Here is an 11478-nt window from a genome sequence, read left to right as displayed (position 1 = left end):
AGACATGTCATCATGCCCCGCATGCTTTTGCCGGTTTCGCCATTGGTGCTTTTGACTGTGGCTTGGGTGATCACGATCGCGGTTGCCGTCTTGCCCTTTTTGGACCCCGAGCGGTTTGACATCGCGCTTTTGATGTTGGCGCGCGAACAGATGACGGTCGAAGATTTCACCTGGAAAGGGGCGTCATGGCTGATCCTGGCCTATTTGGTGTTCGCGATGGCGACGTTTCTAACACGGATTGCATTGCCGCAACCGGGGCCTTTCCGGGGTAGAGGTGATATCAATCGGGCCGCACGGGTGGCATTTGCCACCAATCTGGTTTTCTTGGGTGTCACCCTGCTTTGGGTCTATTTGACCGCGCGACAGGTGGGCGGCATCCGAGCGTTGATTGTGCTGGTGCAATTGGATGCACTTGAGGCCCGCGAAACCTTGCTCAACAACAAGCTGTTCAAGGGCATGCGGGTGATTTATGCCTCTTTGCCTGCCACGGGGACAATCGCGGCCACCTTGTTGGCGGTTGGGGCAAGAAATGGAAATCTGGGAAAAACCGAACGTTTGCTCTGCCTGTTGACCTTTGGGTTCAATCTGGTGGTTCTGATTTTGTTGCCGATTGTGATGTCCCAGCGGTTGCTATTGCTACAGCTTATCATGGCGGCGTATTTTTCGACCTGCATGGTGCATCGCCGGTTGGTCGGGTTGCAATATTTGCCAATTGGGTTTGCCCTTTTCATGACATCTTGGATTGGACGAGAGGCCATTACCAACGCCTCAATTCAAGCGAGCGCGCTTGAAATCGGTTTTGAAAAACTGGTGTTCTACTTTTCAAATGATCTGCTGAATTCTTTTATGCCGTTTAACCGGGAATTTGAGCACACGCATGGCTACTTCTCGTTTAAATTTGCGATGTTCTTTACCCAAACAGAAGACTACTTCCGGGTCCTTCTGGCGGATAGTTTGTCCCAGATAGACAATATTCGCGGGGGTGGGGAATGGTCAGTGTTTACCACGCCCTATGTTGATTTTGGCGCTGTTGGCGCTGCGCTCTATATAGCGGGTTTGGCGATTATTAGCAGGATCGCGTTTCACAAAGGTTTTGAAAGCGTCACCGGCGCGGCGATTTATGGCCAATTCGCCGGGGCCTATGCCCTAAGTACGCATTCGATGTATTTTGCACAGACGAACTTTGTGGCGATGATTATCGTTTTGGTCTTTGTTGGGTCCTTTGCCAAAGAACGGCGTGGCGCGCCGGGCTTGCCAGAGCAGCCCCCGTCCCGTAGCGACACCCCAGTATTTTCATGACCTAAGGGCCCAATTTCATGCACATTATTCACGTGTTAACACGGCTTTTGCGGGCGGGTTCGGAAGAGAATACCCTTGAGACTTGCCTGTGGCAGGCGGCGCATGGCCATGAGGTGACTGTGATCCACGGACCCGATCCCGATCCCCTCTGGCAGCAGAAATACGGCGACCGACTGCGCTTTGTCACCGTGCCGCAGATGGTGCACCCGATCCGCCTTTCTCAGGATTGGTCCGCGATCCGGGCGTTGCGTCGGGTGTTGCGCGATTTGGCCCCGGACGTCATCCACACCCACCAAAGCAAGGCTGGTATTCTTGGCCGGTTGGCCAGTACGGCCGTGCCGGGGGCGCTGGTTGTGCATGGGATCCATATTATCCCCTTTGATGGGGTGAGCAGGATGAAGGCGGCCGTTTATATTGCGGCGGAGAAATTGGCCGCGCGGCACACGGATCTCTTTATCGCCGTGTCGCGCAGCGTCGGGCAGGCCTATATTGATGCGGGGATTTGCACAGAGGTCGAGCCCGTCTATTCCGGCATGCCGCTTGAGCAGTTCCAAAACGCCTCGCCCCCTGCGGACTGGGCCGATGTGTTGGGCTGTGACCCCAAAGTTGCCCCGCCTGTTATCTTGATGCTTGCCGCCTATGAACCGCGCAAACGGCATATCCCGTTTCTTGACGCCATGGCACAGGTTTTGCCGACCCTCCCCAAGGCCACCCGCATCGTGTTTGCCGGCAAAGGCCCCCATGAGACGGCGGTGCGTCAGCATGTGGCCGATCTAGGTCTTGAGGATCGTGTCATCATGACGGGGTTTCGCAATGACCCCGAGGCCTTGATTGCTTTGGCTGATGTTTGTGTTTTGGTTTCGGAGCGCGAAGGTCTGCCCCGTGTCGTGGTGCAATATGTTGCAAGCGGCAAGCCGGTTGTTGTTGCCGATCTTCCCGGGATCACGGAAATCATTTCTCATGGTCACAATGGTCTGATTACCGATCCCGGTGATCTGTCCGACACCGCCCTGGCCCTGCGCGATCTTTTGACGGATCGTAACCGTCTTGAAACTCTGGCACAGGGGGCCGCCGAAACGGATGTGTCCAATTGGGAACTTGATCGGCTGGGCGCGCGGACCACGGCGCTCTATGAAACGTCTTTGGCCACAAAAAACGGGGCTCTTTGAACATGTCGATCCACGTGAATGGCCGCTTTTTGGTGCAACCGATTTCCGGGGTCCAACGGTTTGCCCGCGAATTGCTCACGGCGCTGGATGCGCGCCTTGCGGCGGACCCGGATTTGGCCCGGCGCTGGGGGGATGTGTCGGTTTGGTACCCGGAGGGCGCGCCGTTGGTTGCCCCACCCTCATGGCAGGTGCTGAAAATCCGCCCCTTGTCCGGACCGGGTGGCCATGCGTGGGAACAGCTAAGTCTTGGCCGTAAAGTCGGGCAAGATCCGCTGATTAGCCTATGCGGCGCCGGCCCAATTCGCTGCCGCAACCAAGTGTTGGTGATCCATGATGCCAATATTTGGACGCTTCCCAAGGCCTTTTCGCGCCCCTACCGGCTCTTTCATAAAACGGCCCGCTTTATTTTGGCGCGGCGGGTGCGCCAATTGGCGACCGTCAGCCATTATTCGGCCGGTGAATTGGGGCGCTGTCTGCAGGTGCCCGCAGATCGGTTTGCGGTGATTGGCAACAGTGCCGAACACATCCTAACGACGGCCGGTGATGACGCGGTGTTGGCGCGTTGGGGTTTGACCTCGGGGCGCTATTTTTTAGCGGCGGGCAACCAAAGCCCAAACAAGAACATATCCCGTTTGATTGATGCTCTTGCCCGTGTTGAGACGGCCGATATGCCATTGGCAGTGGCGGGCGGTTTTACTCCGGGGGTAGCTCAGGCGGAAATGACGGCCAGTGAGCAGATCACCCTGTTGGGCCGGGTGAGTGATGGCGAACTCAAGACGCTTTATGCGCATGCCGCCGCTTTTGTTTGGCCCTCCCTTTACGAAGGGTTTGGCATTCCTCCGCTTGAAGCCATGAGCCTTGGCACCCCGGTTTTGTCTTCGGATACCACGGCGATGCCGGAAATTCTGGGGGATGCAGCGCTATATTTCACCCCGACTGATCCGAGCGATATCACACGGGCCCTAAAGGCGTTTTTGGCGATGAATCCGGAAAGCCGGGCGGCTCTTGGGGCCCGCGGGCGGGCGCGCGCCGCCGAATTTAGCTGGGCCGTCAGTGCGGAGCGGTTGATCGGGTTGGTCAACGTTTAAGAGCGCTGCGCAAGTGCTGCGTGGCTTCTGGGGCCAAATACTTGGCCAGCACAGCATAAAGCGCCACGCCCGGTACCAGAAGCCCAAATAGAACGGCCTGCTCTGGCCATCCCAGGGCGGTTGCCAGCCCCCGTGAGGTGACCCAGACAAGGCCAAGGCTTAGGGCGGCGGCAAGATACGGGCGGGCTACGGCCTCAAATGCGGTTTTCCCTGATAGGCCAAAGATCGGTTCAAGCCGGGTGAAAAAGACCGCCAACACCAGATAAGATGCGATCACAAAACCCAAGGCGACAGCTTCGACCGAATATAGCAGGCCCGGAAGGGCAAGCAGGGCCGTGGCGCATAGGGTCCAGATGGTGCGCCGCAGGGCAAGACCTGCGTGGCCTGCCACCGTCAAAGCCTGGGTCAGAACGGTCACCGACGCCATCGAAAGGCCAAGTAGGCAGAGAAGTTGCAAGGCTGGCAGGCTTTGGCTGGCGTTCTCTGGTCCGATCACCCGCTGCAATAGCGGCCCGGCGACGACAATTGTGCCTAGATACACGGGGGCCGAGATGAGCCCGGTTAATCCCAAAGCCCGCCGGAGCGTGTCGGCGGAAAGAGCCCCGCCGCGTTTTTCGGCCTCGCGGGAGAAGAGTGGTAAAACCAAAAAACGGATGGGTGCTAAACAGAGGGCATCTAGGATTTGATAGACCCGCTGTGCGATCTGAAACGCCCCCGCCGCCGCCAAACCAAGCCCGAGACCAATGGAAAATTGCAACAAGGCATAAACCCCATTGGCCACCAAGGCGCGGGCGGAGATCGTCGAGGTCTGTCTGAATTCCGCCCGTATGGCCGCCACATCTGGGCCGTGTTGGGGCCAATAGCGCGCCATCGCAATCGAGATGGCGCTTGATAAAACCGCATTGAGCACCGCAAACCCAACCAAGGCCCACCCCCCTGCCCCCTGCATCGCCAGCCAGATCGCCAATCCCGCCGAGGCCAGTTGAACCGCCAATGTGCGCAGCGCCAAGGAGCGGATTTGCAGGTTTTTGCGGAGCAACCCTTCGGGCACAGCCGCCAAGCCAAAAGCCAGCGGCACCGCCGATAAAACCCACATCATTTCGCTGACGGGTTGTTCGCTGGACAACACAATTTGCAAGGCAAACGCAATGGCGGCGATGAGGGCAATAATCAGCCCGCTAAACCCAATAGCCAGCCAAAACAGAGCATCAAACACGGCGCGCGTCTGTTGGCCTTGGCCCGCCTTGCGAAGGGTGACCACAACACTGTCGGATACGCCGGTTTTCAACAAGACCTGTGTCCAGCGAATGGGCGCATAGGCCATACCAAAGGCGCCGATCTCTTCGAGGCTCAAAAAGCGCGCCATAACCAGAAACAGCACGGCGTTTCCGCCAAAGCGCGAGAATTGTAAAAGAGCCGACCAAAGCGCCTGATGTTTGAGCTTGCCCGTCATGGTGTTACCTTGGCTTGCCTGAGGTGAGACGCAAGAGTGGTCGTTCGATCCAGACATAAACCACAAGGGATCCGGCAATTGCGACGCTACAGGCCACCCCGGTAAAAAGCAGCCCCCCTGTGATCGTCGCGGGGAGCAGTGGGACGATAACCATCGTCAAAGCCCGCAAAAAGAACCGATGCGACAGATAGAGCGCATAGGAACTATCACCAAGTAGCCCGCCAATCCGGGCCCATCGCCCCGGCTCATTGTGGGGTGTGTAAAAGAACACGATGCTGGCAACCATCATCGTGGCAGGAAACCCGCTGGCGATCCAACGTGGCAGGCCATCGATTTGATTAAGTAGGCAAAGCAGACCGAACCCCGTCGCCAGCAACGCCCAGCCAACGCGATTACGCGCTTTGTTGTGTTCGGGCTGATCCTGCTGTTGGAGCGAATGATGGACATAGAGCTGCCCCAGCAGCACGCCCATACAGAATTCGAGAATGAGCGGATTGCTCCACACCCGAAGAACGGTGATGTCGGCCATGCCCGGGATCAACGCCCCCAATGCGGCCCAAACCGTCATCAGCACAACAACACTCAACGGGCCAATGCGACGCGGCAAGAACAGGGCCAGCGCAAAGACGGCATAAAAGAAGATCTCGAAATTCAGGGTCCATCCCAAAGACAGAATGGGCGCGGCGCGGCCATCGTAACGTTCATAAGGGATAAACAGATATGAGGTGATGACCTGCCCCCAATCCAGTTGGGTTTGCTTTGCCCCGGACGGCAGGATCAACAAGACCGCCAGCATCAAAGTGGTGAACAGCCAGTAGAGGGGCACAACACGGGTGAAGCGTTTGCGGCAGAAAACCCGCACGCCACCGGGGGCCTCAAAATATTTCTGGGACGAGACCAGAATGATAAAACCCGAAATCACAAAGAAGATGTCCACGCCGCGTGTCCAAGGCACCCAGCCAAAGGGCATGTCGATTTTGAGATAATGTTCCGTTTCGGCAAGCACATGCCCAAACAGCACCATTCCCGAGGCCAGCGCGCGCATATATTGCACGCCAAGCAGTTTGGAGGGGGAGGCGTTCATGAAATATCTCTTGAGTTTAGACGAAAGAGGGCAGTGTTTTGGCGTGATTGTAAAGGGCGATATCGGGGGCGCAAATCTCGGTGATACGCGCGCGCAATGCGTCGGAAATCTCTTCGGTACCGGCCTTTTTGCGATGTTCAGCAGCGCCCTTGGTCGGGCGTTTGTTGCGCTCCCAATATAAAAGCGGCCGTCCGGCCAGATGCCGCAATGCGCTGCGAAACGCGTCAGCATTGCGAAGATCCCCAATCACGGAAAAGCAGGCGAGATTGCTGCGCGCCTCGTCCAAGGCGGCCTCCAGATCATCACAGGTGTGTTGATGGGTGCTGGCGTAATACAGAAGATAGATCGAGCCATAGCGCAGGGCCATTTCACTCTCGACAAATTCCGCCAGCGTATCGGGGCGATTTGGGTCGGGATGTTTGCGCTGAACGTAATGGTAATGAGAGATAAACCGTTCAACCGGGTCACGCAGCAAAGTCACGGCATGGCGGTCAGGGTCAAGCCCTTGGTGCAAATCCCGATGATAGGACACATGGGCCGAAATGCATTTGACCCCCCGCACCAGCAGATCCCCCAAGAGGTACTTGCGAATTTCATGTTCGCGTAGAACCGCGTCAACACCTTGGGCTTGTGGGTACATGGCCTCGCGCATGCGCCGTGAGGTGTTTAAATCAATGGTGGCTTGCGACAGAGGATGGGACAGACGCAGAGCAGATCCAAAACTGGTGCCGCCGCATTTGGGCGCATGAATATAAAGCAGTTTTGGTGTCATGCCGCATGGTCCTTGCCAGTCTGGTCATAGTCGTGATGCCAATCATCAAAGTGGCTCTCCCACCGGGGCGATGGGTCTGAGGGCACTGCGCGATTAATTGGCCCCGCAAGAAGGCGGCTTCGGCTCACGTTATGCAAGGCCTGACCCTCGTGGTGAAATTTGGTGCCGTTTCTAGGGGGGCGAAAGGTTTGGAAAACCTGGTCGCCGGTTCACTTTCCGGTGGGCTGTACCAAAACGCGAAACGTTTGGAAGACGAGCCTAATATCGCCCAACAGAGACATGTTTCGAACGTAATCAACATCAAGCTGAACCCGTTCGGCATAGGTGGTTCCATTGCGTCCAGAGACCTGCCAAAGCCCGGTAACGCCGGGTCGGACGGACATATATGTTTTGCGATATCGTCCATATTTGTGCATTTCCATGCGCACAACCGGACGCGGTCCGACAAAGCTCATCTCACCTTTGAACACATTCCAAAGCTGAGGCAGCTCATCCAAGCTTGATTTACGCAGAAACCGTCCGATCCGAGTGATCCTAGGGTCGCGATCAAGTTTGTGGTCACGTGTCCACTGCTCTGCGGCGTCTGGGTTGGCGGCGAGGTAGTCTTGCAGTTTCTGCTCGGCATCGACAACCATCGTGCGGATTTTCCAGCACTTGAAGGCCTCGCCATCTTTGCCAATACGCCGATGTCCAAAGAAAATGTTTTTACCTTCGTGGGAAAACAACATGATCAGCGCAATGGCGATCACAATAACAAGCGCGGGGATTGCGATGAGCAGTGTTAAGACAATGTCAAAACAGCGCTTGCCAAAATTTTCGTAGAAACCTGAAAAAACATCTGGGACGTATGAGTCATTCTCATGGGGTTTGACAGTGTCAGGAACGAGATCTGTCGGCAATGACATAGCGTCGACCTTAAAATATTGAGTATCTCAAATTAGCAACATCCAACCGGGATTTGCCACACTGCGAAGGATAAATGAAACTCAGGGTGAAGCCAAGTTATTTAAGGTTCCATTCATATTTTTTGAAAATATGGTTACTAAATATCCCCGCCCTCCCCCGCCTTGGGGGACAGGGTGAACTGAGATCAAAAAAGAGGGTCTGCCCAAACTTGCCAAAGAGCTGGTGAGAGGATCACCGCAGGCTCAGGGCGAACCCAACACAACAGATGTCCTAATCTCGCTTGAAACTCAGCTGCTTACAGGTGGTTATTCTGCAGTGCAGAAAGCGCCATTTCCGGAATTTTCCTTTCCCAAAAAGGAGAACCGGGTTAAGCGTTCACAAATGAACGACGACTTCTGCAATGCGGCGATTCGCGGTCAGGTTCTTGCCTGCTCCGGTGCGGTAGCCATGGTATGACCCTGTGAGCCGTGAAATCGACGAAGATGTCCGGTTTCGCTTGATGCGGGCCTTGCAGGACGATCCGACGCTGTCTCAGCGTGCGTTGTCCCGCGAGTTGGGTCTAAGTCTTGGACTGGTAAATTACTGCCTCAAGGCGCTGACCCAAAAAGGGCAAGTGAAGATCCAAAACTTTCGCGCCGCTGATAATAAGCTGCGCTATGCTTATGTGCTGACGCCACGCGGTCTTAGGGAGCGGACAATGTTAACCCGCCGTTTCCTACAACGCCGCACGGCGGAATATGAGGCGCTAAAAGCCGAAATCCGTGTGCTTGAAAAAGAGGCAGGCATGCATTCGACGCAAGACGAGCCCGTTTCCGGAGAATAAACCGGGGTCGGGTCTGGCGACTTTTGACAAGGTGATTATGGCAATATCTTCTGATGAATCTGACCGTGTACTGGTTTTAGAACCGGGCCGATCAGAAAAGAATTATTGGGGCGACCTGTGGAACTATCGCGAATTGTTTTTCGTGCTGGCTTGGCGGGATGTGTCTGTACGCTACAAACAAAGCGCTCTTGGCGCGCTCTGGGCCATTATGCGCCCGGTTTTGGCGATGATCGTTTTCACCTTTATCTTTGGCCGGGTTGCCAACCTTCCTAGTGTTGGTGATGTGCCTTACCCGATCATGGTTTATGCGGGTATGTTGCCCTGGTTTTTGGTGGCCTCGGTTCTGGGGGATGCCTCACAAAGCCTGGTGGCCAATGCCAACATGATCAGCAAGATTTACTACCCTCGCCTCATCACTCCGGCGGCGAGTTCGATAGTCTCTCTGGTGGATTTCTGCATTTCCTTTGGCGTGTTTGTGATCTTGATGATCGTGTATCTTTTTATGCCCAGCTGGCAGATCATCTTCTTACCACTCTTTGTGATCTATGCGGTGGCGGTGGCCTTTGGGCCGGCGATGCTCTTGGCCTCGTTGAACGTTCGCTATCGCGATTTCCGCTTTGTGGTGCCTTTCTTGATCCAATTTGGCCTTTATATTTCGCCCGTTGGGTTTTCCAGCTCGGTGGTGCCAGAGCAATGGCGCCTGCTCTATAACCTCAACCCGGCGGTTTCGGTTATTGACGGCTTTCGCTGGTGCCTATTGGGGAGCGAGGCCGCCATCTATTGGCCGGGCTTCGCCTTGGGCCTTTCAGTGACGGTATTCTTTCTTTGGCTTGGCTTCCGGTCCTTCCGTAAGGCCGAGCGCAGTTTTGCGGATTACATCTGATGAGTGATATTGCGATCAAGGTTGGCGGACTCGGCAAGAAATATCTGATTGGCCACAACGTCGAACGTGCAAACACCCTGCGCGATCAAATCGTGCAAAGTGCGGCCACCATCCGCCGCAACATGACACGCACCTTTCAGGGCAAGCAGATCCTGACCGGCGCCGAGGTCGAAGAGTTTTGGGCGCTCAAAGATGTGGATTTCGAGATACCCAAAGGGGATGTCGTTGGCATTGTTGGCCGCAATGGTGCCGGGAAATCGACCCTGCTCAAGGTGCTGTCACGTATCACCGATCCAACAACAGGCCAGGCCAAGATTCATGGCCGGGTCGCCAGTCTTCTTGAGGTGGGCACCGGATTTCACCCGGAGCTAACCGGGCGCGAGAACATCTTTCTCAATGGCGCAATCCTCGGGATGAGCCGGGCCGAAATCCGTAGCAAAATGGATGAGATCGTCGCCTTTTCGGGCGTCGAAAAATTTCTCGATACGCCGGTCAAACGTTATTCGAGCGGCATGTCGGTGCGTCTGGCGTTTTCCGTCGCAGCCCATCTTGAGCCCGAGATCCTGATCGTTGACGAAGTGTTGGCGGTTGGAGATGCGGAATTTCAGCGTAAATCGCTGGGCAAGATGGAGCAGGTCGCCAATGAAGGCCGCACGGTGATCATTGTCAGCCACAACCAAGGGTCGCTGCGCAGCCTTTGTAAATCGGGTATCCTGCTCCAAAAGGGCCAGTTGGTGATGACGGGTACCATCGACGAGGTTCTGACCCGCTATTCCGGCGAAACAAATATCAGTTCCAGTGCGATTACGGATGACGGCAAACACGGGTTCGCCTTTACCGACTTTCGCCTCGATAGCGCGTTGGGCACCATACGGAGCGCCGTGAGCGGCACCCCTTGTGAGATGGTGGTTGGCTATCGCGCAGATGTTGAAAGCACGCCGGAGATCACCTTGGGGATCGGCGTGTTGGATGCTTTTGGCAATCGCCTGCTGCATTTGAGCTCTGGAGATTTTGATCAGGTTTTGTCGACGTCGCCCGAGGGTGAAATCCGGATCGCTTTGGACCGTTTGCCTTTGGCGGCGGGGCGGTATTTGATCAACTTCACGGTCAATCTTGATGGGAACCGCACCGGAGCCCGCTTTCACAACGTGCCCGGTGCAGCGGTTATCGAAGTGGAGCAAGGCGATTTTTACGGGACCGAGGTTACCGGTGAGTTTCGCCAAATGGGCCCCGTGTTGGTAAATCACCGCTGGTCCCAATAATGGACGCGCAAAGCTTATTAATATTTGTGTTTAATATCAATACTTTATAGTCATCTCGCCTCTATTTTGAGGCAAGTGGCGTTTGTTTTCGGAAGACCTCATGACTGATTTCCGGCTGACAGCCAAATTGCGCCGCCGTTGGGCGGGGATGATGTTGCGCCGCAAGGTTTTGGTAAGCGGGACAGGCGGGTTGGTCGTTGAACCCAGCGTTAAGTCGCGATGCGATAAGAGCGCGGAGATCGCAATACCGACAGGGCGATTGCATCTCGGGGCTGAATGGCCAAATTTCTCGCCCTTGCCCTCCATCTTCAAAATGGATGCACGGGCGACATTGAATGTAACGGGCGAGTTTCGCGTCTTCACCGGCCATGTGGTGACTGTCTACACTGATGCAACCCTGACTATTGGTGACGGGTATTTGAACTATGGTGGAACAATTGAGTGTTTTGGTGAGATCACAATTGGATCTCGCGTTTTTATTGCCCCGCAAGTGGTGATCCGGGATTCTGACAATCACATTATGCAAGGCAAAGGCCCCATGACGGCCCCTATTGTGATTGGCGATAATGTCTGGATCGGTCAGCGTGCAATGATTTTGAAGGGCGTGACGATCGGAGATGGGGCCGTGATTGCCGCCGGGGCTGTTGTGACACGGGATGTGCCAGCGGGCTGCCTTGTCGGGGGTGTTCCTGCTCGGGCGATCCGCGAGAATGTGATCTGGTCTTGACCGGGAAGCTTG

General features: G+C 55.6%; 12 protein-coding genes. 8 read left to right on the top strand and 4 right to left on the bottom strand.

Going from position 1 to position 11478, the window contains the following annotated elements:
- Window positions 1-12: 12 nt before the first annotated feature.
- The 3 genes from Q1A43_RS21545 to Q1A43_RS21535 are packed head-to-tail and all read left to right on the top strand — an operon-like array spanning window position 13 to window position 3556.
- Entirely contained in the window at window positions 13-1299 is a 1287-nt protein-coding gene (locus Q1A43_RS21545; protein ID WP_299938801.1) for a hypothetical protein, read from the top strand.
- A gap of 17 nt (window positions 1300-1316) precedes the next feature.
- Complete coding sequence (locus Q1A43_RS21540) at window positions 1317-2468, top strand: glycosyltransferase (RefSeq protein WP_299938799.1); 1152 nt, start codon at window positions 1317-1319, stop codon at window positions 2466-2468.
- Window positions 2469-2470: 2 nt separating this feature from the next.
- Window positions 2471-3556, top strand: coding sequence for a glycosyltransferase family 1 protein (locus Q1A43_RS21535; protein WP_299938797.1), 1086 nt, complete (start codon window positions 2471-2473; stop codon window positions 3554-3556).
- Here Q1A43_RS21535 and Q1A43_RS21530 read toward each other — a convergent pair.
- From Q1A43_RS21530 to Q1A43_RS21515, 4 genes are all read right to left on the bottom strand, one after another.
- On the bottom strand, window positions 3546-5009 hold the full coding sequence (locus Q1A43_RS21530; RefSeq protein ID WP_299938795.1) for an oligosaccharide flippase family protein: 1464 nt from the start codon (window positions 5007-5009) through the stop codon (window positions 3546-3548). The genes Q1A43_RS21535 and Q1A43_RS21530 overlap by 11 nt on opposite strands.
- Window positions 5010-5013: 4 nt before the next feature.
- Window positions 5014-6093 carry an acyltransferase gene (locus Q1A43_RS21525; protein WP_299938792.1) on the bottom strand — a complete coding sequence of 360 codons (1080 nt, stop codon included), beginning with the start codon at window positions 6091-6093 and terminating at the stop codon, window positions 5014-5016.
- A 16-nt stretch (window positions 6094-6109) separates the two neighbouring features.
- Window positions 6110-6865: a sulfotransferase family 2 domain-containing protein gene (locus Q1A43_RS21520; protein ID WP_299938790.1), complete on the bottom strand. Its 756-nt coding sequence runs from the start codon at window positions 6863-6865 to the stop codon at window positions 6110-6112.
- A gap of 209 nt (window positions 6866-7074) precedes the next feature.
- Window positions 7075-7770: a sugar transferase gene (locus Q1A43_RS21515; protein ID WP_299938788.1), complete on the bottom strand. Its 696-nt coding sequence runs from the start codon at window positions 7768-7770 to the stop codon at window positions 7075-7077.
- Between the two features lie 223 nt (window positions 7771-7993).
- On the opposite strand from Q1A43_RS21515, the gene Q1A43_RS21510 reads away from it, so the two are divergent.
- The 5 genes from Q1A43_RS21510 to Q1A43_RS21490 all read left to right on the top strand — a co-directional run bounded on the left by Q1A43_RS21510 (window position 7994) and on the right by Q1A43_RS21490 (window position 11466).
- Window positions 7994-8227 carry a hypothetical protein gene (locus Q1A43_RS21510; protein ID WP_299938786.1) on the top strand — a complete coding sequence of 78 codons (234 nt, stop codon included), beginning with the start codon at window positions 7994-7996 and terminating at the stop codon, window positions 8225-8227.
- A 4-nt stretch (window positions 8228-8231) separates the two neighbouring features.
- Window positions 8232-8594: a MarR family EPS-associated transcriptional regulator gene (locus tag Q1A43_RS21505; protein WP_299938784.1), complete on the top strand. Its 363-nt coding sequence runs from the start codon at window positions 8232-8234 to the stop codon at window positions 8592-8594.
- Window positions 8595-8631: 37 nt separating this feature from the next.
- The gene (locus Q1A43_RS21500) at window positions 8632-9477 is read left to right on the top strand and encodes an ABC transporter permease (protein ID WP_299938782.1); all 846 of its coding nucleotides are present in this window, start codon (window positions 8632-8634) and stop codon (window positions 9475-9477) included.
- The gene (locus tag Q1A43_RS21495) at window positions 9477-10739 is read left to right on the top strand and encodes an ABC transporter ATP-binding protein (protein WP_299938779.1); all 1263 of its coding nucleotides are present in this window, start codon (window positions 9477-9479) and stop codon (window positions 10737-10739) included. The genes Q1A43_RS21500 and Q1A43_RS21495 overlap by 1 nt, the downstream gene beginning before the upstream one ends.
- 100 nt (window positions 10740-10839) lie before the next feature.
- A complete protein-coding gene (locus Q1A43_RS21490; protein WP_299938776.1) occupies window positions 10840-11466 on the top strand; it encodes an acyltransferase in 627 nt (208 codons plus the stop codon).
- Window positions 11467-11478 lie beyond the last annotated feature (12 nt).

Origin of the sequence: uncultured Pelagimonas sp. (assembly GCF_947498515.1) — a bacterium.
Lineage (GTDB): Bacteria > Pseudomonadota > Alphaproteobacteria > Rhodobacterales > Rhodobacteraceae > Pelagimonas.
This window is presented reverse-complemented; position numbering and strand designations above follow the sequence as displayed.